Source organism: Hoyosella subflava DQS3-9A1 (assembly GCF_000214175.1).
GTDB lineage: Bacteria > Actinomycetota > Actinomycetes > Mycobacteriales > Mycobacteriaceae > Hoyosella > Hoyosella subflava.
Genome location: NC_015564.1, coordinates 2,080,534 through 2,103,316 on the forward strand (window position 1 = coordinate 2,080,534; position 22,783 = coordinate 2,103,316).

Consider the following 22,783-nt stretch of genomic DNA (forward strand, 5'->3'; position numbering starts at 1 on the left):
TCGGCCCGCAGGGCGGACGAAGCGAGAGGGAGGTGGGCGTAATGGCGCAAGATCAGGTCAAGCGCAAAGGTGGCGGAGACGGTGATGAATCTGCCGAAGGCGCTGCCCCAGCGGGTCAGGAGCGGCGGGAGAAACTGGCCGAGGAAACTGACGACCTTCTCGATGAGATCGACGACGTGCTCGAAGAGAACGCCGAGGACTTCGTTCGCGCGTACGTGCAGAAGGGCGGCCAGTGACAGCGGATGATTTGTGGCGTCTGGGCCGTGGTGGCGCACCAGCGCATGAGCGATACTCACAACTCTCCTCGTTCACCGATTATCTCCGCCAGAACGCGCCGGAACTTCTGCCAGGTAACCGGCCCGGAGCTTTGCAGGTGAGTAGCGACGTGGCTCCGCATGGCACGACGATCACCGCGCTTACCTTCGAGGGCGGTGTGGTGATGGCGGGCGACCGGCGGGCAACGATGGGAAACCTCATCGCCAGTCGTGACATCGAAAAAGTCTTCATCACCGACGAGTATTCGGCCGTCGGGATTGCCGGTACAGCCGGTGTGGCGGTCGAGCTTGTTCGTCTGTTCGCCGTAGAGCTGGAGCACTACGAGAAGCTCGAGGGCGTGTCGCTCACTCTCGACGGCAAGGCGAACCGCCTCGCATCGATGGTGCGCGGAAACCTCGGCGCTGCTTTGCAGGGTCTCGCGGTCATACCCTTGTTTGCAGGTTACGAAATTGATGCTCCCGAACCGGAGCGTGGCGGCCGGATCGTCTCGTTCGACGTGACCGGCGGGCGCTATGAGGAGCACACCGGCTACTTCGCGGTGGGTTCAGGATCATTGTTTGCCCGGTCGGCGCTGAAGAAGCTGTACCGGCGTGGGCTTGGGCAACAGGACGCGGTGCGCTGCGCAGTCGAGGCGCTGTACGACGCGTCCGACGACGACACGGCAACGGGCGGTCCGGACATGGTGCGCGGGCTCTTCCCCACGGTAGTTGTCATCACCGCTGACGGGGCGGAGCGCGTGCCTGAAGAGGCGGTCGGTGATATCGCACGGACGATCATTGCGGAGCGTGACGAGACGACGTCACCCGACGGCGGAGGGGGTGTGCTCTGATGGCTATGGGTCTCCCGTACTACGCATCGGCCGAGCAAATCATGCGCGATCGCTCGGAACTGGCCCGCAAGGGCATCGCGCGTGGCCGCAGCGTCGTCGTCCTGACCTACGCTGACGGCGTACTTTTCGTCGCGGAAAATCCCTCAACAGCACTGCACAAGGTGAGCGAATTGTATGACCGCCTCGGCTTTGCCGCAGTCGGCAAGTACAACGAGTTCGAGAACCTCCGTCGTTCGGGCATTTTGCATGCCGATATGCGCGGCTACTCGTACGATCGCCGCGACGTCACGGGACGCGCTCTGGCCAACGCGTACGCTCAGTTGCTCGGAACGATTTTCACCGAGCAGCCCAAGCCTTACGAAGTGGAGCTATGTGTGGCTGAAGTGGGTGCGCCACGACAGCCGCGCGCCGCTCAGCTGTACCGGATCTCTTATGACGGTTCGATTGCCGATGAGCCGAACTACATAGTGATGGGCGGCTCCACCGAGCCAATCGTGACCGAACTGAAGGAGTCGTACGACCACAGCTTCCCGCTGGAACGAGCGATACCGGTTGCAGTCGGTGCACTCCAGAAGGCTGCCGCGCCGTCAGGTCAGCCCGCAGGTCAGGGGGGACAGACGGAGGGGCGCATTCTTGGGCCGAATGCGCTCGAAGTCGCGATTCTGGATCAGAACAAGCCGCGCCGTGCGTTCCGCCGGATCCGTGGGCCTCAGCTGGAATCGATCCTGTCCGCTAAGACGCAAAACTAACAGCGTCGAACCATGCACACGATGTGCCCACCTCTCCGCGACAACCAGATGTTGAGACAACGCTTCCTGTCGCGCGGAGGTGGGCATGGCGCAATGGGCCTGCGGCCCTAAAAGTGTGGCCTCCCCAGTCAGGCAGCGTTTTGCCCGTGTGCGCTCCAGAAGCGCTGCGTCAGCAGTGCCACTGTGACACCTACAGCGCTGCCAGCGACAACGTCAGAAGGCCAGTGAGCGCCAGTATGGACGCGCGAGTACGCGATTGCGCCAGCAAGTGGCGCGATGAGGTATCCGGCAGTCCGCGACTCGATCGCCACACCCGTGGTGAAGGCGGCCGCGAGCGCAGCATGTGCGGACGGAAATGACGGCGTATCGGCCGCGTCACCGAACCGTCGCTGACCGGGGACGGCGTGTACGGGAGGCCTGTGGCGGGGAAACAAGGGCTTCAGGAGTTTTGTCGCGACGAGCGTGCTCGCACCGAGCACAAGCGTGCCCCGGATCGCGCCGCGGCGCGCTGGCCCACCGACTGCGATGAGAAGTGCCGCGACGCCTACCCAGATCTGCCCACGATTGGCGGACTTACTGAGCCCGATCATCACTCGGTCAACCGGTGTCGGCCGCCATTGTGCCGTCCGCGCGACAATCCTCCGATCGGCCCGGCCGACAGCTCGCCGCACCGCCTGTGGTCCTAGGCGGTGCTGGCCAAGACTCGGGTGCGCGTGCGGGATACGCGGATCCAGGCCCTCATTGGCCGGTGCATCCATGCTTCCACCCTATGCAGTCACGGGCGGGCCCGTACGGCAGATCCGCCATTGGTGACCTGATCTTGACGTGGAAGGGCCGCACCGCGCAACTGCACGCGGTTCCGGCGGGAATCGCGGTAGTGTGGCGAAGGTGCGGCGACGAATCATGGGTATTGAGACTGAGTTCGGTGTCACCTGCACTTTTCATGGGCACCGGAGGCTCAGTCCAGACGAGGTTGCGCGGTATTTGTTCCGGCGTGTGGTGTCGTGGGGCCGAAGCTCGAATGTGTTTTTGCGCAACGGGGCCCGACTTTACCTTGACGTAGGTTCTCATCCGGAGTATGCGACAGCGGAATGCGACGGTTTGCGTCAGCTGGTGACGCACGACCGGGCGGGTGAATGGATCCTCGAAGATCTCCTCATCGATGCTGAGCGCCGTCTCGCAGACGAGGGAATTGGCGGGGACATCTATCTGTTCAAGAACAACACCGACTCGGCAGGAAACTCATATGGCTGTCATGAGAACTTCCTGATCGTGCGCGCGGGCGAGTTCTCCCGGATTTCCGATGTGCTTCTGCCCTTCCTGGTGACAAGACAGTTGATGGTCGGCGCCGGCAAAGTGCTGAACACAGCAAAAGCGGCGACGTTCTGCCTATCCCAGCGTGCTGAACACATCTGGGAGGGAGTGTCATCGGCGACCACACGGTCACGGCCCATCATCAACACGCGCGACGAACCGCACGCTGACGCCGAGAAGTACCGGCGGCTGCATGTGATCGTCGGCGATTCCAACATGGCGGAACCGACGACTCTATTGAAGGTCGGTTCGGCGGCGCTGGTTCTTGAGATGATCGAAGCAGGCGTGTCGTTCCGCGACTTCGCGCTGGACAACCCGATCCGGGCCATCCGTGAGATCAGCCATGACACCACTGGACGTAAGCCGGTGCGCCTAGCCGGCGGCCGGCAGGCGAGTGCGCTGAACATCCAGCGCGAGTACTACAGCCGCGCTGTGGACTTCATGGCCTCGCGTGACCCAGACCCCGACATGGACCAGGTCGTCGACTTGTGGGGACGGATGCTGGATGCGGTCGAGGCCCAGGATTTCTCCAAGGTCGACACCGAAATCGACTGGGTGATCAAACGGAAGCTGTTCCAGCGTTACGAGGACCGTTTCGGAATGTCACTCGGAGACCCGAAGATCGCTCAGATCGACCTGGCGTACCACGACATCAAGCGCGGCCGCGGCGTGTTCGACGTGCTGCAGCGCAAAGGTCTCGTTTCGCGCGTCACCGAGGACGGCGACATCAAGGCGGCGATGGATACGCCACCGCAGACGACACGGGCGAAACTACGCGGCGAGTTCATTGCGGCAGCGCAAGCGGCCGGCCGGGACTTCACGGTCGACTGGGTCCATTTGAAGCTGAATGACCAGGCGCAGCGGACAGTGCTCTGTAAGGATCCGTTCCGGGCAGTGGATGAGCGCGTGGAGCGCTTGATCGCGGCGATGTAGGAAAGCGGCAGAAAGGGCGCGGCTCTCTTGTCGATTACGAGGGCAGAACGACTCGTCAACCTGGTGATTGCTCTTCTCTCGACCAGGCAGTTCCTGACAGCGGAGCAAATACGCGAAACTGTCATGGGCTACCCGGACGACGCGAGCGAAGACGCGTACACGCGGATGTTCGAGCGGGACAAGGCGGAACTGCGTGACCTCGGCGTGCCCCTGGAAACTGGCCGCGCGTCGTGGCATTCACCCACGGAGGGGTACCGCATCAACCGGGACGCCTACGAATTGCCTGACGTACAACTAACCCACGGTGAAGCCGCCGCCGTTGCGGTCGCCGCGCACCTGTGGCAATCACCGGAACTGCATTCAGCGACGCAATCGGCACTTCTGAAGCTCCGCGCGGGCGGTGTCACGGTGGACGATGCAGTGCCGGTCGCGGCGATGCCGCTGCGTACGCGTGGCTCGGAGAGCGTCATGACGAAGCTTCTCAACGCTATCGACGAGGGGCGAGCTGTGCGTTTCTCGCATCGTCGTCAGCCTGGTGAGCCTTACGCATCACGGACCGTAGAACCGTGGGGTATCGCGACGTGGCACGGCAAATGGTATCTGGTGGGCTACGACAGCGCCAAGGAAGCGACGAGGACGTTCCGGCTGTCGCGAATAGCGGACGACGTGACAGCCGTGGGCCCCGCGGAGGCGGTCAGCAAGCCCGCTGACGCCGATGTGCGGGAGATCGTCAAGCAGGCCGTGTCATCCACTGTTTCTGGCGGTGCGGCGCGCGTGTGGGTCGCGGAAGGCCGCGCGCACGAGCTGCGGCGAATCGCGTCCTCTGCACGGCCGCAGGAGATGAACGGCCGTGCAGGCAGCATTCTCGAGCTTCCTGTGTCGTCCTGGGAGTGGCTGGCGAGAGTGGTGGCTGGCCACGGGGCGGATGCCCTCGCCGATGAGCCACGGCAGCTGCGTGAGCAGGTCATCGAGCTGCTCCAGGGTGCCGTACGCACCAATCGCGTCACCGAGAGGAAGAACGGATGACCGCTTCTCGTGTGTCTGCCCGGCTGGTTCGGCTGCTGAACCTGGTCCCGTATTTGCTGGCGAATCCGGGTATTAGCAAGGCAGAGCTGGCTTCTGAATTTGGCGTCAACCAGCGTGATTTGATGCGCGACCTGAATCTGCTGTGGCTGTGTGGATTGCCGGGCTACGGACCGGGCGATCTCATCGATCTGTCTTTCGAGGACTCGACCGTATCGGTGACATTTTCCGCTGGGATGGAACGTCCACTGCGCTTGACGTCCCCGGAAGCCACAGCGTTGCTGGTGGGTTTGCGAGCTTTGCTGGATCAGCCCGGGATGGTCGACCCCGCGGCGGCGCAGAGCGCGATCGCGAAAATTGAAGCGGCTGCAGGCGTCGCGTCAAAGGAACGGGATGAAGCCGCCAAACCCGCAGTCGGAGACAGCGACGCAGCCGCGGCCGCACGGGAAGCGGTACTGGACGGCAGGGCGCTGCGGCTGCGTTACTACTCCGCGTCGCGTGACGCTCTCACTGAGCGCGTCGTCGATCCGATCCGGACGCTGCTCGTCGACGATCAGAGCTACCTGCAGGCGTGGTGCCGGATGGCGGAGGGCGTGCGTTTGTTCCGCTTCGATCGAATCGATGACGCGACCGTCCTGGACGAGCCAGCGGTGGTGCCCGAAGGCGCGCGCGGTGAGATTGGCACGGGGCTCTTCAGTGACGACGCGACATTGCCGGTGGCGACGCTCAGAATTGCGCCCGAGGCAGCCTGGTTCCTGGACTACTACCCGGTAGAGCACACCGGGGAGCCCGACAGTGATGGATGGATCACCGGGTCTATGCGTTTTGCCAGCAGCGACTGGATGGCGCGTTTACTTGTGGGTTTCGGGTCACACGTTGCGGTGGTGTCACCGCCCGAGCTGGTAGAACGAGTGCAGCAACGCGCTGAGGCGGGCCTCGCGGCGTACGCCGATGCTGGCCTGGCAGCGTACGGTTGAGGAGTGGCCGCCTGAATTGACGCGTGAACCTTCTATGAACGCTTTACCCGCTGGGCCGGTGCAAATGGGAAACTCCGGTAGCATCGCTAGAGAGACTTGATTGGGAGGCTAAATCGTGGGTGCAATGAGCCTGTGGCATTGGCTGATCGTTCTGCTGATTGCCGTGATCTTGTTCGGGTCGAAGCGGCTGCCGGATGCTGCTCGCGGACTGGGACGTTCACTGCGGATCTTCAAGACTGAGATCAAGGAGATGCAGCATGAGGGCGACCAGAAGCAGGGTGAGCAGGCGAAGCAAGAGCCGCCGCAGCTGACATCGGCGCCGGAGCAGCGCGCGCAGTCCGTGGACGCTCACACAGCGGATCCACAGACCGCGGAGCCGCGGCCGGGTACGCCGCAAGCGGGCCAGCAGTCGTAACGGCGGAACTACTCACGGCGGAACGCTGCGTTCCGCCGGACTGGAAGCTGAGTTCCCCGCCCCTTCGTCAGAAGAAGTACAACGGTGCGTTTGCCTCTTACCTCCCGGCGCAGAAAGCGCAGGGCTAATCCGGACGGCACCATGCCGCTGGTCGAGCACCTCTATGAGTTGCGCACCCGCTTGCTGGTGTCGCTTGCCGCTGTGATCGTGACGACGGCGCTGGCGTTCTTCTGGTATTCGTATCAAGTTTTCGGCCTCGAATCGCTTGGCGAGTTGCTGCGTGGGCCTTATTGCGCACTCCCGCCCGAGAGCCGCGCCGACCTGACATCGGGCGGCGCGGACGGCTGCCGCCTGCTGGCGACCGGCCCCTTCGAGCAATTCATGCTCCGCCTGAAGGTGGCGGTCACCGCGGGGATTGTCGTGGCCTGCCCGGTGTGGCTGTACCAGATCTGGGCGTTCATCGTGCCAGCGCTGCACCGCAATGAGCGACGTCTCGCGATGACTTTCGTGGCATGCGGGGCCGCTCTCTTCATCGGTGGTGCGGTCCTCGCGTACTACCTGGTTGCCTATGCCCTCAGCTTCCTGCTCACAATTGGTGACAATGTGCAGGTCACAGCGCTGAGCGGCCAGGAGTACTTCGGCTTCATCATTCGTTTGATCATCATCTTCGGGGTAAGTTTCGAACTGCCGTTGCTGATTGTGATGCTGAACCGCGTAGGCGTCCTGCCGTACGCGAAGCTGAAGGCGTGGCGCCGGGGCCTGATCTTTTCCCTGTTCGTTTTCGCCGCGATCGTCACGCCCCACGACCCGTTTTCGATGCTTGCACTTGCTCTGGTGCTGACGGTCCTCTTCGAAGCTGCCGTGCAGGCCTCGCGGCTCCATGACCGTCGCAAGGCGCGCAAGCACTTCGAACAGTTCGGGGATATTGGTGACGATGAAGCGGCACCGGTGGGTCCGGCCGCACCACTCGACGAAGACAAGGCGACTAAAACGAAGTGAGTGAAGCGCAGAGCCCGCAAACGGAACGCGCTGCGTTCGCCGCTATGCTCCCATTCCCCATGGACCCCTTCCAGGTTCGTGCGTGTGATGCGCTCGAGGGGGGCCACGGCGTGCTGGTATGCGCTCCGACTGGGGCAGGCAAGACGGTAGTGGGAGAATTCGCGGTTCACCTGGCGCTGAGTTCGGGCCGGAAATGCTTCTACACGACGCCGATTAAGGCGCTGTCGAACCAGAAGTACAACGATCTCGTTGCCCGGTACGACCGGGACACAGTCGGGCTCCTCACCGGGGATCAAAGCATCAACTCGGAAGCCCCGGTTGTGGTCATGACGACCGAAGTCCTCCGGAACATGCTGTACGCCGGGTCCGATACGCTGCGCGGATTGTCACACGTGGTGATGGACGAAGTGCACTTCCTCGCCGACCGTTTCCGTGGGGCAGTGTGGGAGGAAGTGATCCTTCACCTCGCGGATGATGTGGCGCTCGTCAGCTTGTCCGCGACTGTCAGCAATGCCGAGGAATTCGGCGCCTGGATGGAAACCGTTCGGGGCGACACTACGGTCATCGTCGATGAAACGCGCCCTGTGCCACTGTGGCAGCACATGTTAGTAGGTCCACGCCTGCTCGATCTCTTTCCGAGCCGTTCAACGGGGAAAGGTTCGCGCGCGCTGAACCCCGATCTCCTTGCCCATGTGCGCAAACGCCTCGCTGCCGCCGGGGCAGAGCGTGGCCACTATCGACAGTCGAACCGCGACAGGGGACGCTTCAGGGGCGGCAACGGTGCCCGGTACCGGCCTCCTGGCCGCGCGGAGATCATTGCGCGGCTCGACGGCGAGGGCTTGCTCCCCGCGATCACGTTCGTCTTCAGCCGCGCAGGCTGTGATGCGGCGGTCGGCCAATGTGTCCGGGCTGGGCTGGCTCTGACGACAGAAGCGGAAGCGAAAGAGATCCGGGCGATCATCACCAAGCACACCGGGGAACTGCCTCCGGCAGACTTGCAGGTGCTGGGCTTCTCGGGGTGGTGCACTGCGCTTGAGCGGGGTATCGCGGCGCATCATGCTGGCATGCTGCCTGCGTTCCGGCACACTGTGGAAGAACTATTCGTCAAGGGGCTTGTTCGCGCTGTGTTCGCGACGGAGACGCTTGCGCTTGGCATCAATATGCCCGCGCGCACCGTGGTTCTCGAAAGCCTGGTCAAGTTCAACGGTGACACGCACGCAGACCTCACTCCGGGTGAGTACACGCAGCTGACCGGGCGCGCGGGGCGGCGGGGAATCGACATCGAGGGCCACGCTGTTGTGTTGTGGCAGCCGGGGGTCGACCCGGAAATGGTCGCCGGTCTCGCCTCGACACGAACATTTCCGCTGCGCAGTTCATTCGCGCCCGGTTACAACATGGCGATCAACCTGCTCCGGCAGCGCCCAGCTGAAGATGCCCGCGCGCTACTGGAGCGGTCGTTCGCGCAGTTTCAGACCGACAGATCCGTCGTGGGCGCCGCGCGGACCGTCGAACGAAACGAGCGCGAACTCGAACGGCTTGAAGGTCGCGTCGACTGCCACCTCGGCGACTTCGCTGAGTACGCGCGACTGCGTCGCGGCATTTCTCAGCGCGAGAAGGATCTCGAGCGCAGCGCCACCGCGGAGCGCCGGGACGCCGCGGCGTCGTCACTGGTCAAGCTCCGGCGCGGAGACGTCATTGTGATTCCCAGCGGGCGACGGGCTGGGGTGGCGGCAGTGGTAGAGCCCGATCGTGAGTTCGACGATCCGCGCCCGCTGGTGATCACCGATTCCGCCTGGGCGGGGCGGGTGACACTGCGTGATTTCCCGATCCCCGTGCAGACGCTCGGTGCTGTGCGCCTGCCGCGACATATCGACTTCCGCTCCGCACAGGTCCGGCGCGACCTTGCCTCCACATTGCGGAACCTGGGGTATACGCCGCCGCACCGGGCGCCAGGCCGCAAGGGCCAAAAGGCCGCGGCGGCGAACGACAAGGAACTTGCCCGGATGCGGCGCACGCTGAAAGCGCATCCCTGTCACACCTGTGAGGAGCGGGAAGAACACGCACGCTGGTTCGAGCGGTACGACCGGCTCAAGGCTGACACCGACCGGCTGCGGCGGCAGATGAACCTCGCTTCCTCTTCGCTGGCCCGGACATTCGACCGGATCGTCACGTTACTGACCGAGCGCGGGTACGTCAGTGAGGCGAGCGACACCGCCGATTCCACTGTCACTGAAGAGGGCGAGTGGCTGAGCCGGATCTACAGCGAAAGTGACCTACTGGTCGCCGAGGCGCTGCGCCGCGGAATCTGGAAAGGTCTTGGCCCTGCCGAGCTTGCTGCAACAGTGTCGGCCGTGGTTTTCGAGACCCGGAGAGAAGGCGTCACGGCAGGTCATGTGCCCACAGCGCCGCTGCGGCGCTCGCTGGCGGACACGATGCGCATCTGGGAGGAAATCCATTCAGACGAACTGAGGCACAAGCTGCCGACGATGCGTGAACCAGACGCTGGTTTCGTGCACGCCGCGTACCTGTGGGCCACCGAGGCGCCGCTCGTTGAAGCACTCCTTGCAGCGAACGAAATCTCCGCCGGCGACTTCGTGCGCTGGTGCCGGCAACTCATCGATTTGCTGGACCAGATTCGGATAGCTGCCCCGGACCGGGAGGTAAGGTCAACCGCAGGGAAAGCCATCGCGGCCGTGCGTCGTGGAGTAGTCGCCGTAGATGCTGACGAGTAGGGGCGGACGTGTCTGATCCCAATTACGATCCATGGTCACGCGGCGGCAGCGGCGAGCCGCAAGGCCTTGGCGGTTACGGACAACCAGTACCGCCGCCCGTGGGGCAGCCCTACGGCTATCCGCCGCCGCCACCGGCTGCGCCGCCCAATGCTCAGCAAGGAAATCCCACTCCAGGAACGCCCGGCACCGGCCGGAACGGTGAGTCGAACGGATCACGGAAGACCCTCGTAGCGGTCCTCCTAGCCGGAGCGGGATTAGTCATCGCGGGTGCCGTGCTGGTACTTGGATTCGTGTGGCCGGGAGGGGGTCTCCTCGTCAGCCAGACGTTCGACCGGGGCGCGGTCGAAGCGGGTGTCGCGCAGATCATCACCGACGTGTACCGGGCGGGGAGCGTCGGAGCGGTCGACTGTCCTGCCAATCAGGAGGTGCGCAGCGGTTCGGTTTTCACCTGTCTTGTGACTGTCGACGGTGAACCGCGCCGCGTCGAAGTGACGGTTCTCAACGACAATGGCGAGTACGAAGTCGGCAACCCGTACTGACGCGGGATCACCAGTTAGGGACTCCGCCTGGCCGCGCCGCATCATGATCGGCAGAATGGACGTATGGGACACGGTCACAGTGAGCTTCCATCCGTTGATCAGGTTCGCGACCGAGCAGGTGACGCGCTCGCACGTTGCGGCGTAACGCTGCGGTCGTCACTTCAGGAAGGGTCGGACAGCGTTGCGCTCCTCACAGTGCGGACGCCCATCAACGGTGCTGTAGTCGCCGAAATACCGGCGGTATCCGTGAGCGATGTCCAGGCGGCTGTCGCCGCGGCAACCGAAGCGTTCATCGACTGGCGTGTGACTCCGGCACCAGCACGTGGGGAAGTAGTGCGCCGGTTCGGCGAAAATCTCCGCGAACACAAAAACGATCTCGCTGAACTCGTCACGCTCGAAGCCGGGAAGATCGAATCGGAAGCTCGGGGCGAAGTGCAGGAAATGATCGACGTGTGTGACTTCGCGGTGGGTTTGTCACGCCAGTTATATGGGCTCACAATGGCATCCGAGCGGCCAGGGCACCGGCTCATGGAGACGTGGCACCCTCTCGGCGTCACCGCCGTCATCACGGCATTCAATTTTCCGGTCGCGGTGTGGGCGTGGAACACTGCCATCGCGCTGGTGTGTGGCAACCCAGTGGTATGGAAGCCGTCGGAACAGACTCCGCTGACTGCGCTCGCCTGTGACTCATTGCTGAAAAAGGCCTTCGCGGAGACTCGAACGGACCCGCGTCTGCATTCCGTCCTCCCTGGCGGACGCGCCGTTGGCGAAGCTCTCATTGATGACACGCGGACAGCTCTCGTGAGCGCGACAGGGTCAGTGCGGATGGGCAGGGAAGTGGCGCCACGGGTCGCGGCGCGCTTCGGGAAGACGTTGCTTGAACTTGGGGGTAATAACGGTGCGATCGTCGCTCCCACGGCGGACATTGATCTCGCGGTGCGGGGCATCGTGTTTGCTGCGGCGGGGACAGCGGGACAGCGATGCACCACGTTGCGCAGGCTGATCGTGCACGAATCTATCGCCGACGAAGTCACGGAGCGCGTCGCCAAGGCGTACAGCACGCTGCGCATCGGGAACCCATTCTCGTCGGGTGTCCTCGTCGGCCCGCTCATCGGCGGAAACTCCTATGACGCGATGACGGCTGCACTGCAGCAAGCGCAGAGCAGCGGCGGCGAAGTGTTGTGCGGGGGTGAGCGTCACTACGCCGAGGAAGCCCCGGACGCGTATTACGTTTCGCCAGCACTTGTACGGATGCCCGGCCAGGCGCCCATCGTCCACGAGGAGACCTTCGCGCCCATCCTGTACGTGATGACCTACACCGAATTCGATGAGGCGATCGCACTGCATAATGCCGTGCCACAGGGACTCGCCTCGGCTGTGTTCACCAACGATGTGCGTGAAGCGGAAACATTCCTGTCCGCTGCGGGATCCGATTGCGGGATCAGCAACGTCAACATCGGGACCTCAGGGGCTGAAATCGGCGGCGCGTTCGGCGGCGAGAAACACACCGGCGGAGGCCGTGAATCGGGATCGGACGCGTGGAAGGCCTACATGCGGCGCGCCACGAACACGATCAACTACTCGCGTGAACTTCCGCTGGCGCAAGGCGTTGAATTCGGTTGAGCCTCAGTCACCCTCGCCTGCGAGTGCGCTCGTGAGGCGCGCGATCGCATTCTCGATGCCGTAGTCCTGCGCCACCTCGGCGACCCGGCGACGGTCAGAGGGGGCCGAAGGCAGCGCGTCCTCCCTTGAGAACGCGACGGGCGCATCCGTCGCAACCCGGACGACGGGAACCGCGGCAGCGATATATTCGGCCGCCGCGCCGATCTTCGCCCGGACTCCGGTGGCGAGTGTGCTCGATGGGTCGGCCGCAGCAGCGACCAGAGCTTCGAGCGAGCCGAACTCGAGGAGAAGTTTCGAGGCTGTTTTCTCGCCGATACCCGCCACGCCGGGCAGTCCGTCTGAGGGGTCGCCGCGCAGAAGGGCAAGTTCCGCATAGGCAGCCCCGGCACGTTCGGCGGGAACGCCGTATTTGCGCGCAACTTCAGCGGGCCCGAAAAGTTCTGCTTTGGCCAGACCTCGTCCGACATAGAGCACGCGTACAGGCACCGGCTCATCGCGCACGACCTGGAGAAGGTCACGGTCGCCGCTCACCACGATGACCGGGTCCGTCGTCTCCCTCGCGGCGAGAGTGCCGAGTACGTCGTCGGCCTCGTAGCCGTCGGCGCCAGCTGTTGCGATTCCGAAGGCATCGAGCACGTCGAGGATCATGTCGACCTGTGGTGTGAGCGAGTCAGGCACCTCTTCCACATCGACCTCGCCAGGTTCTCTGGCTGCCTCCTCAACACGGTGTGCCTTATACGAAGGGATCGCCGCAACACGGAAGTCCGGCCGCCAGTCATTGTCTAAGCAGACTACGAGCCGGCGCGGTCGGTGAGCACGAACCAGCGCAGCCACCATGTCAGTGAATCCCCGGACCGCATTGACCGGCCGTCCGTCGGGTGCCGTCAGGGACTCAGGCAGTCCGTAGAACGCGCGGAACCAGAGTCCAGCGCCGTCAAGGAGCATCACGGGAGCAGTCACGTCCACGTATCTTGCCAGGGAACAAGATTCTTTGCGTGTCCGGTGCGCATAGACGCTCCGTTGGTGCTGGTTAGGAAGGCTAGGCTGGCACGCATGAGCGACACCACCGGTGCCCCGAACGCATTCCCTCCCGAGGTGTATGCCCAGCGGCTGCGCATGGCGCAACGCCAAGCGGCTGCGGCTGGCCTCGCGGGCATACTGATCACTCCCGGCCCCGACCTGCAGTATCTCGCCGGATCGCGCATGACATCGTTCGAACGACTCACCTGTCTGGTGTTACCGACAGGCCGCGACCCTGTCATCGTCGTGCCGCGGCTGGAAGTCGCGGCGCTGCGCGGCTCACCGATTGATGAGCTGGGTATTGAGATGCTGCCCTGGGTCGACGGAGACGATCCATACGGGCTCGTCCGTCAGACCGTGGGCAACACTGGCCGTATCGCGGTGGCAGATGCAATGCCCGCATTGCACCTCGTTCCGCTCGCTGCGCAGTCCTCGCATCCGTTCGAGCTGGCGACACCAGTGCTGCGGGAACTTCGGATGATCAAAGACGACGCCGAAATCGCGGCGCTCCGTGCCGCAGGAGAAGCAATAGACCGCGTCCACGCCAGAATTCCGGAGATCCTGACAGCGGGGCGCACCGAAGCGGCCGTCGCAGCTGATATTTCCGCCGCGATCGTCGAGGAAGGTCATACGTCGGCAGCGTTTGTGATTGTGGGGTCAGGGCCGAATGGGGCTGACCCGCACCATGAGGTGTCCAGTCGTGTCATTGAACGCGGTGATGTCGTCGTCGTCGATATCGGCGGTCCGGTTCCTGCGGGCTACTTCTCGGACTGCACGCGGACGTACAGCGTGGGCGAGCCGAACAGCGAAGCCACCGAAAAAATCGGGATTCTGGAGGAAGCGCAGCGCGCCGCTGTTGCTGCGGTGCGTCCCGGCGCGACAGCGGGGGATATCGACGCAGCAGCGCGCGACCACCTGGCCGGGCACGGACTGTCCGACTACTTCGTGCACCGGACCGGCCATGGGATTGGCTTGTCGGTCCATGAAGAGCCGTATATTCTTGCCGGCAGCAATCAGACATTACGGGCGGGAATGGCCTTCAGTGTGGAACCGGGGGTTTATCTGCCGGGAAAATGGGGAGCACGAATTGAAGACATTGTGGTGGTTTCAAACGACGGCGCCGTCACGCTCAACAACCAGCCACACGGATTGACAGTGCTGCCGTAACGATGCCCGCTCAGGACAGCAAGGAGCAGGATGTGGCCGGGAACGAGCAGCCACGCTATGCGCGGCTGATGCGCTTCGGGGCGCTGGCCGCTCTTGTTCTCGCGGCCATCACGGTGATCATCATTTTCGCGCGCGGTGAGGAAACTGTCGGGGAGCCAGGCTCTGCTGTCGGCACCCCGCACCCGACGACGTCGCTGGAAGATGAAACCCCACCACCCGGTACAGCGGACGGCGCGGTGCGCGTTCCCCTTGGTTATGCGGTTCCAGCCAGCCGCCCGGTTGTGACGATCGTCGAGGATTTCCTGTGTGAGGGTTGTCAGGATTTCGCACTAAGCTACGGCCCTGTACTGCGCGAACTATCGGAGCGAGGCGACGCTGCCGTCGAGTTCGTAGCCGTCGCCCACCCTGCCGGGCCAGATCAGTCCGCCGCACTCCGTATTGCAAACTCGACGCTCTGTGTGGCAAGTGACGACATCGCCAATTGGCCAGCGTTCCGGGCGGGACTGTACGAGCAACTCGCGGCGGACGCCGATCTTCCTCTCGATGACGCGACGCTCATCGAAACCGCGCATGTGTACGGCGCATCGCACGCTGTCGAAAATTGTGTCCGCGAACTCCGTTTCGCGGAACACATCCGCGAAACTACAGAGCGCTGGACCGCAGATGAGCCCGCCGAACTGCCCGTAGTCCTGATCAACGGTGAGCGGCACACGCCGGTGGGTCCGGGCTCATTCGCTGCGTCGGTCCGCGCGGCCGGAAACGAAAGCTGAACCGCCGTGTGAGTCCCCGGTATCGCCGAAAAGGGAGCGAGAACCCAGGATTCGGGACACGGAGATCTCTATGACGACGCGCTTAGGATTGACGCGAGGCTGACGGTAGCGGTAGGCGTAGCGGTTCTCAGCGACTCGGACAGCCTCAGGCTCGCGGCGGACGACAGCGGGGCCCTCCAGGGCGAGCCAGCGCGCGCGCTCAACCTGGAAGACGGTCGCGTACCCGGTGCGCTCGACGTTGCGCACCTTCTGGCTGCCGTCACTCGTAATCACCCGAGCGATCCCCGCGTCGTGGTCCCACGTGAAACCGACGGCCACTACGTGCGGCAGCCCATTGGAGCGCAGTGTCGTCAGCGACCCGAGGTGACGTTCGGTCAGGAAATCGAGAGCCTCTGAATTGAGGTCAGCAGGGGTGTGTGCCATGCCGCCCACGGTAGTCGAGCACACTAGAGACGTGACTATCTTGCAGGTGAAGCGGCAGCACCGAGCACCGGATCCCGGTGCAGTGGTGATCTTCGGGGGCCGCAGTGAAATTGGATTGGAGGTCGCTGCACGACTGGCGCCAGGCCGCACCGTGGTCCTTGCGGCGCGTGCCCGTGCCGAGGGTGCTCCTCTTGCAGACGAGGCCGACCAGGTGCGGGCGGCGGGTGCTGAGCGCGTCATTACCATTGATTTCGACGCAGACGACATCTCCCGTCACGGGGAGGTGCTCAACCAGATTGTTGATGAAGTAGGTCTGATCGGGGTATCTGTACTGGCCTTCGGGATCCTCGGTGACCAGGGACGGGCCGAAGCCGATGCGGAGCATGCAGTGCAGATCGTGCACACCGATTATGTGGCGCAGATCAGTCTGCTGACTCACCTTGCCGTGGCACTCCGCGCTCAGGGAAGCGGCCACATAGTCGTCTTCTCATCGGTGGCAGGCATGCGCGCGCGCCGCGCCAACTACGTATACGGATCAGCGAAAGCGGGGCTCGACGCCTTCGCGAGCGGGCTCGGTGATGCTCTCTACGGGAGCGGTGTTCATCTGTTGCTGGTGCGTCCGGGTTTCGTCATCGGACGGATGACTGAGGGCATGGATCCGGCACCCTTGTCGAGTACACCGCCACAGGTAGCCGACGCGGTACACAAGTCGATCCTGCGGCGCCGTGGACGCGTATGGGTGCCGAATGCGCTTCGCTTGTTGTTCGCCGTGCTGCGGTATGTGCCCCAGCCGATCTGGCGGAGAATGCCCCGATGACCAAGCGGATTGCTGTCGTCGGTATCGGCGCTGACGGCTGGGCCGGACTGTCAGCCAAGGCGCGTCACACTATTGAGCAGGCTCGGGTACTCGTGGGGTCTGGCCGCCAGCTTGCGCTCGTGCCGGACTTGGGGCAGGAACGCATCGCGTGGCCCTCACCGCTCATGCCTGCGCTGCCAGGTCTGCTTCACGCGCACCGGGACTCGGGCCTGTGTGTGCTCGCGAGTGGGGACCCGATGTTCCACGGCATCGGTGTGACACTGGCGCGGATCGCTGGACCTGAGGGTTTGAATGTTGTTCCGCATGTCTCGTCAGCATCGCTCGCGTGCGCACGGCTGGGCTGGCCATTGCACGAAACCCCGGTGGTGAGCCTGGTCAACCGAGATGTTTCGAGCCTCGTGCCCGAATTGACGCAGGGCCGGAAGCTGCTCGTTCTGAGCGAGGATGAGCACACGCCGGCTGAGGTGGCGAAGCTCCTCACCGGTCACGGGTACGGTTCGTCGTTGGTGACAGTGCTCGAGCGGCTCGGCGGGCCTGACGAGCATGTCGTGGAAGGTACCGCGCAGCTGTGGTCTCATGGCACCGGCCACAGCCTCAACATCGTCGCGATCGAGGTTGCGGGGACGATGCCAGCGCGGCTTACGCGCATCCCAGGGCTGCCCGACGCGGTCTACGGGGAGGACGGCCAGCTGACGAAGCAGGAAATGCGTGCGCTCACGCTGTCAGCATTGGCCCCCGCACCGGGCGAACTGCTGTGGGACGTCGGCGCGGGGTCCGGAAGCATCGCGATCGAGTGGATGCGATCGCACCCACTGTGCCGCGCGGTAGCCTTCGAATCTGACGCTGACCGGGTGCCGCGGATCAAACGCAACGCGGAGCAACTCGGCGTCCCGGGTCTGGTGATCGCCGCAGCCGCACCACAGAGTTTCAGCGAACTGGCCCCGCGAGTGGCTGCACCTGACGCGATCATGGTAGGCGGCGGGGTGACCCAAGATGGCCTGCTCGACGCCTGCTGGAGTCGCCTTCCACCAGGCGGCAGAATGGTGGTCAACGCGGTCACAGCGCAGTCAGAGACGCTGCTCCTGGACTGGTTTACACGCTGTGGGGGATCAATGCGGAAACTGCAGGTGTACCGTGCGGCTCCGCTCGGCGAATTCACCGCCTGGCGTCCACAGCTGCCGGGTACGCAATGGATAGGAACTAAACCATGACGGTGTATTTCATCGGTGCCGGACCTGGCGCCGCAGATCTCATCACCGTGCGCGGCCAGCGCCGCATCGCGGAGTCTGCGGTCTGCTTGTACGCGGGATCCCTCGTCCCGGCGGAGCTTCTTGACCTTTGCCCGGAGAACGCCGTGAAGGTTGATACCGCCCGAATGAGTCTGCCCGACATTGTGGAGCGCATCATCGCTGCGGACCGCGATGGCCACGATGTGGCGCGCGTACATTCAGGTGATCCGTCGATCTACAGCGCCGTCGCGGAGCAAGTCCGTCGGCTTGAACAGGCCGGAATTGAGTACGAAATCGTCCCCGGCGTACCGGCATTCGCAGCCGCGGCAGCCGCACTTGGCCGCGAACTCACCGTCCCCGGGGTGGGACAGACTGTAATCCTGTCACGCATCGCGGTCGACGCGACCGCAATGCCTCCGGGCGAAGAGCTGCGGAACCTCGCGCAGACTCGCACCACGCTCGTGCTGCACCTCGCGGTCGGACACATCGACCGCGTCGTGTCGGAACTGCTCCCGTCGTATGGCCCGGATTGTCCCGTGGCGGTGGTTGCGTTCGCGAGCCGGCCGGACGAAAAAATTGTCCGTGGGACGCTCGGCACGATTGCTGACGCTGTTCACGCACAGGAGATCCGGCGGACCGCTGTAATCATCGTCGGCCGAGTGCTCGCCGCCGAGGGCTTCCCGGACAGTTACCTGTACTCAGTGGCGCGGACGCGGACAACGCACTGATGCGGGTGCTGATCCTGGGCGGGACTGGGGAATCCAGAGCCCTGGCGCGACGGCTCCAGGAAGAGTACGAGGTGGTGTCGTCGCTGGCTGGCCGACTGGCAGATCCAGTCTTGCCGGATGGAAGGGTGCGGATCGGGGGGTTCGGCGGTGCGGAGGGGCTGACGGCCTGGCTGCGCGAGCAGCGCATCGGTGCGGTGCTTGACGCGACGCATCCGTTTGCGCAGGGGATTACTACCAACGCGGTTGCAGCGGCCCGGGCAGCGCGGACACCACTACTTGTGGTGCATCGGCCGCCCTGGCTGCCTGGGCGCGAAGACACTTGGGAAGCCGCGGACTCCATGGACGACGCGTGCGCGCGGGCGGCCCGCTTCGGTCAGCCTGTCTTCCTCACTATCGGGCGGCAGGAGATGCGGTCATTCACGGCCTTGCGGTCAGTGGTCGCGCGGGTGATCGATCCGCCCGGGTGGGACCTTCCTGGCGGGTGGCACCTCATCACCCAGCGGGGCCCGTTCCGTGCCAGCGACGAGCGTTCTCTGATGGAGCACTTTCGCATCGGTGTACTGGTGACCAAGAACAGCGGCGGTGAGCAGACATACGCGAAACTTGCCGCCGCGCGCGAGCTTGGCATCCCTGTTGTGATGGTGCGGCGGCCCGCCTTACCCCTGGGAACGGCCGCGGTTTCTTCCACGCGTGCAGCGGTGCGCTGGGTGAAAGCCGTGTCACGCGAACTCTGCTGATTGTTATTGGCCCGTCGTCGCGCTGGAGTCTGCTTGTGGCCTGCACCACATAGTGTGACCGGGGTGACTCATGTGTCTAGAGTGGCCAAAGTTGGCCTAGTGACGGTATCTGCCGTTGCCTGTGCAGCGTTGGGCGGGAATGCCACGTCGACGCTTCCGCCTGCCGGTTCCGCGAACGTGGTCCACGTCTCGACCGAGATGGATGCCGCTGGTCTTTACAACCGAGCGCAAGTGAAGTTCGCCGCGCATGATGCTGCTGGCGGACTCGCCGACCTCAAGAGCATGCTGGCCATGACGTCCAGCGATGCTGACGCGCTGGCGCTGCAGGCAATCTGGTCAGAGCAGATAGAGGACGCCGCGGCTCGCGATGCGGCGCTCAGCAGGCTGAGCGACATCAACCCTGCTGCAGCGCTGACCGCGCGCAACGTCATCGATGGTGTTAACGCTGCGGCACAGATTGTGCCGTCTACCCAGACCGTCGCCGCACCGTCATCGCCGACGGCAATCGTGATTCTCGGTTATGGGTTACGCGACGACGGCACTATGGCGGCGGAACTTGTCAATCGGCTTCAGGCCGGCTTGCGACAGGCCCACGCCACACCGGACATCCCGGTCTTCGTGACTGGTGGCGTTCCGAAAAGGGGAATTACCGAGGCTGCCGCGATGAAAGCGTGGCTACTCGTACATGGTGTGGCTGAATCACGCATCACCACCGAGGATCGGTCCACGTCGACGGTGACGAACGCACAGTACACCACGGAACTGCTAAGACAACGAGGTATCGCGGAGGCCATTCTCGTGACGTCGCCGAGTCATATCAGACGCGCCGCGGCTAACTTCGCGAGTGCCGGCACCAGGGTGACGGGTGCGGTTACCACCGCGACGGATCTGGACAAGTATCTGACCCCATACACGAGAGAACAGCAGGCTGGCATCAGGCTCGAAGCGACGCGTGCCGCAGGAATCCCGGTAACGAAGACCGGATCCGCTCAGCCGGACCCAGGCGGGGGTGCGCTGCCGGGCGCGGCTGACTTCGCAGGGCTCTCTGACGTCGTTGGCCGCTTTCTCGACCTCATTATGGAGTCCAGTGGTTCACTGTCGGCCCAGTAACCATGAGGTGCGGTGGTGAACGCGCAAGGGGACACGCGGGACTAATGTGATTTCTGAGAATTTTGAGATACTTCCGTACTCAAGATAACAATGTGGTTAATATAGCGACGCACCGTTAGCCTCCCGCTACCGAGAGGACGTTATGGCCACCCGACGATCTTTTATTCAGCACGCCGCCCTCGGCGGACTTGCGCTGAACGCGCCGGGTCTACTCGGCTCGCTCGACGATCTGATGAACTCACCTGGTCCAGGCGGCACACCACCGCCGTCGCCTCAGCCGAGCCCGCCACCGAACTCAAACGACGTGGGGCAGACGCTGATCGACTATTCGGCGGGCGTCCCGTCAGGACGTTCGATCAAAAATGCAGGCTACCGCGGCGTGATCCGGTACATGTCGGAGCGGCGCGAATCCTGGATGCACGGTAAGCCGATGCGCGCCGCAGAGGTGGCCGATATGAAGGCGAACGGCCTGGTGATTGTGTCCTGCTATCAGTTCGGCAAGGGCGCGACGAGTGACTGGCGCGCGGGCTTCAATGGGGGAGTCACCCACGCCGCCAAGGGGATCGCGCTGCATCAAGCTGCTGGAGGGCCATCGAATGTGCCGATTTACGCGGCAATCGATGACAACCCGACGTCAAGTGAGCTCGAACTTGTGGCTGGCTACATTCGGGGCTGGGAATCAGTCATCGGCAAAGGCCGTACTGGTGTGTACGCGAACTATCCGACGATCGATTTCTTGCGTGGCCGTGGCTTAGGGACGTTCTTCTGGATGCACAACTGGGGATCTGGGGGCAGGGTGCATCCTGCCGCGCACATCCATCAGTTCGAGATCGACCGAATGAAGGTCGACGGCATCGGAATCGACCGGAACCGAATCCTCAAGTCACATTACGGTCAGTGGTAATTGAGCCGGAACCAATCGAGGCGGGGCCTTACACAATCCGGTGGTGGGAGACCGGCGACGCTGACCTGCTTGCAGAAGCCGTCACGCTGAGTTCGGCCCATTTGCGGCCGTGGATGCCCTGGTTTGACTCTGAACCCCTCACAGTTGAACAGCGTGGAGAGCTGATCACCTACTGGCGGAACATCGCACGAAGTGGCGGCGACGAGCACTTCGGCGTGTTCGAGCAGGCGAGGGTGGTAGGTGCTGTGGGACTGCACCGCCGCGTCGATCCCGACGGCGTCGAGATTGGCTACTGGACGCACGTACGTCATGTGCGGCGTGGTGTCGCCACTGCGGCCGCGCGTGCGCTGGCCAGCTACGCGTTCCGCGATGCTGCGCTCAGGTATGTCGAAATCCACCATGACGAAGCGAACCACCTCAGTGCCAGGATCCCGCGCAGGCTGGGGTTCACGTTGTGCGGAACGTATGAAGCTCCGCGCTGTGCCGAAGGGCAGAGCGGCCGGGAGTGCGTCTGGCGCGTGACTCGAAGCGAGTGGCGCGGCGGGTGCTTCTGATCCGCACCGCGAACGGTGCGCCCCCTTGCGGGTGATGCGCGGCACAAATCCGGAAAATTGTCAGAGTCGTCCTGTATTGCTTTGCTTTGCAACAGTTTTCGTATCGCTAAGCAAACACTCGATTGGAGTTCACGGGGCGATGATGGGCCGGGGGCACATGGCGACGACGAGCGTCCTATGGCTGGCGTGCGCGCCACCAGTCGCCGCAGCCGCAGGGCACACTATGTCGGCGGGGGAGATCATCGTGTCGACGATCGCCATCGCGGGATGGTCGGTGTGGCCGGACTGGGACCATTCGGATGCTCGGCTCGCGCGGACTTTGGGGCCGATCTCGAAGTTCTTCGCCCGCGTTGTTGGGAAACTGTCGGGCGGTCACCGGGTCGGGAAGACACATACCCTCGCGTTCGCAGTGCTGATGGGTGTGCTTGCGGGAGCGCTTGCGCGCGTGCCACACGAATTTGGTGATGTTGTCCTGCCCGCAAACTGGGCACTCATCGTCATGATGTGGTTCCTCGCGTACACGATGATGCTGACGCTCGGGCTCTCTGTGCTGCGGTCCCGACTGATCGGCGATGAGATCATCGCGCTCGAGGCGGCCGGCATCGTGGCACTGGCGCTGTGGCTCGCGCCTGAGGAGTGGTGGTGGATGCCGTGGACGGCTGCGATCGGCTGCCTCCTGCACTGCTTGCAAGACGCGATGACGGTGCGTGGATTGCCGAATTTCTTCTGGCCGCTGCCGCGGGTCCGTCTTCGTATTCCTGTTCTTGGCCGTGCAGGCGGGTCTCGTGAGCAGATTCTGACGAGTGCCGCGCTCGCGGCATCACTGTGGATCGGGCCGGCTGTCCTGAGCGGCCACGTGTGGTGGACGGCGGACTGGCTAGTAGCCTAACGGTCTTGCGCATATACCCTATGGGG

Annotated in this window: 24 protein-coding genes; 21 read left to right on the plus strand and 3 right to left on the minus strand. The window is 63.8% G+C overall.

Annotated elements, in window-relative coordinates:
- Window positions 1-41 precede the first annotated feature (41 nt).
- Genes AS9A_RS09730 through prcA form a run of 3 tightly spaced genes read left to right on the plus strand, consistent with a single transcriptional unit; the run spans window position 42 to window position 1,854 of the window.
- Window positions 42-236 (plus strand): ubiquitin-like protein Pup, encoded by a 195-nt coding sequence (locus AS9A_RS09730; RefSeq protein WP_013806806.1) that lies wholly within the window; start codon window positions 42-44, stop codon window positions 234-236.
- The gene (prcB, locus tag AS9A_RS09735; protein WP_013806807.1) at window positions 233-1,105 is read left to right on the plus strand and encodes a proteasome subunit beta; all 873 of its coding nucleotides are present in this window, start codon (window positions 233-235) and stop codon (window positions 1,103-1,105) included. The genes AS9A_RS09730 and prcB overlap by 4 nt, the downstream gene beginning before the upstream one ends.
- A gap of 5 nt (window positions 1,106-1,110) precedes the next feature.
- Window positions 1,111-1,854 (plus strand): proteasome subunit alpha, encoded by a 744-nt coding sequence (gene prcA, locus AS9A_RS09740; protein WP_041451763.1) that lies wholly within the window; start codon window positions 1,111-1,113, stop codon window positions 1,852-1,854.
- 128 nt (window positions 1,855-1,982) lie between these two features.
- On the opposite strand, the gene AS9A_RS09745 is transcribed toward prcA, so the two are convergent.
- Window positions 1,983-2,612, minus strand: coding sequence for a phosphatase PAP2 family protein (locus AS9A_RS09745; protein WP_049793703.1), 630 nt, complete (start codon window positions 2,610-2,612; stop codon window positions 1,983-1,985).
- A 130-nt stretch (window positions 2,613-2,742) separates the two neighbouring features.
- Between AS9A_RS09745 and pafA the strand changes: the two genes are divergently transcribed.
- From pafA to amaB, 8 genes are all read left to right on the plus strand, one after another.
- A complete protein-coding gene (gene pafA, locus AS9A_RS09750) occupies window positions 2,743-4,101 on the plus strand; it encodes a Pup--protein ligase (RefSeq protein WP_083826678.1) in 1,359 nt (452 codons plus the stop codon).
- A 27-nt stretch (window positions 4,102-4,128) separates the two neighbouring features.
- Window positions 4,129-5,127, plus strand: a complete 999-nt coding sequence (locus AS9A_RS09755) for a helix-turn-helix transcriptional regulator (protein WP_013806811.1) — start codon at window positions 4,129-4,131, stop codon at window positions 5,125-5,127.
- Window positions 5,124-6,101 (plus strand): helix-turn-helix transcriptional regulator, encoded by a 978-nt coding sequence (locus AS9A_RS09760; RefSeq protein WP_013806812.1) that lies wholly within the window; start codon window positions 5,124-5,126, stop codon window positions 6,099-6,101. The genes AS9A_RS09755 and AS9A_RS09760 overlap by 4 nt, the downstream gene beginning before the upstream one ends.
- Window positions 6,102-6,216: 115 nt before the next feature.
- Window positions 6,217-6,516: a Sec-independent protein translocase subunit TatA gene (gene tatA, locus AS9A_RS09765; protein ID WP_013806813.1), complete on the plus strand. Its 300-nt coding sequence runs from the start codon at window positions 6,217-6,219 to the stop codon at window positions 6,514-6,516.
- An 84-nt stretch (window positions 6,517-6,600) separates the two neighbouring features.
- The gene (tatC, locus tag AS9A_RS09770; protein WP_041451000.1) at window positions 6,601-7,515 is read left to right on the plus strand and encodes a twin-arginine translocase subunit TatC; all 915 of its coding nucleotides are present in this window, start codon (window positions 6,601-6,603) and stop codon (window positions 7,513-7,515) included.
- Between the two features lie 44 nt (window positions 7,516-7,559).
- Window positions 7,560-10,247 carry a DEAD/DEAH box helicase gene (locus AS9A_RS09775; protein WP_049793879.1) on the plus strand — a complete coding sequence of 896 codons (2,688 nt, stop codon included), beginning with the start codon at window positions 7,560-7,562 and terminating at the stop codon, window positions 10,245-10,247.
- 8 nt (window positions 10,248-10,255) lie between these two features.
- Window positions 10,256-10,786, plus strand: coding sequence for a DUF4333 domain-containing protein (locus AS9A_RS09780; protein WP_049793704.1), 531 nt, complete (start codon window positions 10,256-10,258; stop codon window positions 10,784-10,786).
- Between the two features lie 63 nt (window positions 10,787-10,849).
- Complete coding sequence (gene amaB, locus AS9A_RS09785) at window positions 10,850-12,409, plus strand: L-piperidine-6-carboxylate dehydrogenase (protein WP_013806818.1); 1,560 nt, start codon at window positions 10,850-10,852, stop codon at window positions 12,407-12,409.
- Window positions 12,410-12,412: 3 nt separating this feature from the next.
- On the opposite strand, the gene AS9A_RS09790 is transcribed toward amaB, so the two are convergent.
- A complete protein-coding gene (locus tag AS9A_RS09790; RefSeq protein WP_083826510.1) occupies window positions 12,413-13,354 on the minus strand; it encodes a 5'-3' exonuclease in 942 nt (313 codons plus the stop codon).
- Between the two features lie 108 nt (window positions 13,355-13,462).
- Between AS9A_RS09790 and AS9A_RS09795 the strand changes: the two genes are divergently transcribed.
- The gene (locus tag AS9A_RS09795) at window positions 13,463-14,596 is read left to right on the plus strand and encodes a M24 family metallopeptidase (protein WP_013806820.1); all 1,134 of its coding nucleotides are present in this window, start codon (window positions 13,463-13,465) and stop codon (window positions 14,594-14,596) included.
- 32 nt (window positions 14,597-14,628) lie between these two features.
- Window positions 14,629-15,366, plus strand: coding sequence for a thioredoxin domain-containing protein (locus tag AS9A_RS09800; protein WP_013806821.1), 738 nt, complete (start codon window positions 14,629-14,631; stop codon window positions 15,364-15,366).
- Here AS9A_RS09800 and AS9A_RS09805 read toward each other — a convergent pair.
- Complete coding sequence (locus AS9A_RS09805) at window positions 15,325-15,789, minus strand: PPOX class F420-dependent oxidoreductase (RefSeq protein ID WP_041451002.1); 465 nt, start codon at window positions 15,787-15,789, stop codon at window positions 15,325-15,327. The genes AS9A_RS09800 and AS9A_RS09805 overlap by 42 nt on opposite strands.
- A 31-nt stretch (window positions 15,790-15,820) precedes the next feature.
- Here AS9A_RS09805 and AS9A_RS09810 point away from each other — a divergent pair, with 31 nt between their 5' ends.
- The 8 genes from AS9A_RS09810 to AS9A_RS09845 all read left to right on the plus strand — a co-directional run bounded on the left by AS9A_RS09810 (window position 15,821) and on the right by AS9A_RS09845 (window position 22,757).
- Window positions 15,821-16,606, plus strand: coding sequence for an SDR family NAD(P)-dependent oxidoreductase (locus AS9A_RS09810; protein WP_237707899.1), 786 nt, complete (start codon window positions 15,821-15,823; stop codon window positions 16,604-16,606).
- Entirely contained in the window at window positions 16,603-17,817 is a 1,215-nt protein-coding gene (locus tag AS9A_RS09815) for a bifunctional cobalt-precorrin-7 (C(5))-methyltransferase/cobalt-precorrin-6B (C(15))-methyltransferase (protein ID WP_013806824.1), read from the plus strand. Before AS9A_RS09810 ends, AS9A_RS09815 begins: the two co-directional genes overlap by 4 nt.
- A complete protein-coding gene (gene cobM / locus AS9A_RS09820; RefSeq protein WP_013806825.1) occupies window positions 17,814-18,563 on the plus strand; it encodes a precorrin-4 C(11)-methyltransferase in 750 nt (249 codons plus the stop codon). The genes AS9A_RS09815 and cobM overlap by 4 nt, the downstream gene beginning before the upstream one ends.
- Window positions 18,563-19,300: a cobalt-precorrin-6A reductase gene (locus AS9A_RS09825; protein WP_013806826.1), complete on the plus strand. Its 738-nt coding sequence runs from the start codon at window positions 18,563-18,565 to the stop codon at window positions 19,298-19,300. Before cobM ends, AS9A_RS09825 begins: the two co-directional genes overlap by 1 nt.
- Window positions 19,301-19,381: 81 nt before the next feature.
- Window positions 19,382-20,410, plus strand: a complete 1,029-nt coding sequence (locus AS9A_RS09830) for a YdcF family protein (protein ID WP_013806827.1) — start codon at window positions 19,382-19,384, stop codon at window positions 20,408-20,410.
- A 142-nt stretch (window positions 20,411-20,552) separates the two neighbouring features.
- Entirely contained in the window at window positions 20,553-21,314 is a 762-nt protein-coding gene (locus AS9A_RS09835) for a DUF1906 domain-containing protein (RefSeq protein WP_013806828.1), read from the plus strand.
- Window positions 21,308-21,868, plus strand: coding sequence for a GNAT family N-acetyltransferase (locus AS9A_RS09840; RefSeq protein WP_013806829.1), 561 nt, complete (start codon window positions 21,308-21,310; stop codon window positions 21,866-21,868). Before AS9A_RS09835 ends, AS9A_RS09840 begins: the two co-directional genes overlap by 7 nt.
- 142 nt (window positions 21,869-22,010) lie before the next feature.
- Window positions 22,011-22,757, plus strand: coding sequence for a metal-dependent hydrolase (locus AS9A_RS09845; protein ID WP_272942030.1), 747 nt, complete (start codon window positions 22,011-22,013; stop codon window positions 22,755-22,757).
- Window positions 22,758-22,783 lie beyond the last annotated feature (26 nt).

Bases quoted from the DNA above. Each gene is read 5' to 3' on its own strand.
- AS9A_RS09730 (WP_013806806.1), top strand. From the start codon at position 42: ATGGCGCAAGATCAGGTCAAGCGCAAAGGTGGCGGAGACGGTGATGAA.
- prcA (WP_041451763.1), top strand. From the start codon at position 1,111: ATGGGTCTCCCGTACTACGCATCGGCCGAGCAAATCATGCGCGATCGC.
- AS9A_RS09745 (WP_049793703.1), bottom strand. From the start codon at position 2,612: ATGGATGCACCGGCCAATGAGGGCCTGGATCCGCGTATCCCGCACGCG.
- AS9A_RS09760 (WP_013806812.1), top strand. From the start codon at position 5,124: ATGACCGCTTCTCGTGTGTCTGCCCGGCTGGTTCGGCTGCTGAACCTG.
- AS9A_RS09775 (WP_049793879.1), top strand. From the start codon at position 7,560: ATGCTCCCATTCCCCATGGACCCCTTCCAGGTTCGTGCGTGTGATGCG.
- amaB (WP_013806818.1), top strand. From the start codon at position 10,850: ATGGGACACGGTCACAGTGAGCTTCCATCCGTTGATCAGGTTCGCGAC.
- AS9A_RS09790 (WP_083826510.1), bottom strand. From the start codon at position 13,354: ATGCTCCTTGACGGCGCTGGACTCTGGTTCCGCGCGTTCTACGGACTG.
- AS9A_RS09795 (WP_013806820.1), top strand. From the start codon at position 13,463: ATGAGCGACACCACCGGTGCCCCGAACGCATTCCCTCCCGAGGTGTAT.
- AS9A_RS09805 (WP_041451002.1), bottom strand. From the start codon at position 15,789: ATGGCACACACCCCTGCTGACCTCAATTCAGAGGCTCTCGATTTCCTG.
- AS9A_RS09815 (WP_013806824.1), top strand. From the start codon at position 16,603: ATGACCAAGCGGATTGCTGTCGTCGGTATCGGCGCTGACGGCTGGGCC.
- cobM (WP_013806825.1), top strand. From the start codon at position 17,814: ATGACGGTGTATTTCATCGGTGCCGGACCTGGCGCCGCAGATCTCATC.
- AS9A_RS09825 (WP_013806826.1), top strand. From the start codon at position 18,563: ATGCGGGTGCTGATCCTGGGCGGGACTGGGGAATCCAGAGCCCTGGCG.
- AS9A_RS09835 (WP_013806828.1), top strand. From the start codon at position 20,553: ATGGCCACCCGACGATCTTTTATTCAGCACGCCGCCCTCGGCGGACTT.
- AS9A_RS09845 (WP_272942030.1), top strand. From the start codon at position 22,011: ATGGGCCGGGGGCACATGGCGACGACGAGCGTCCTATGGCTGGCGTGC.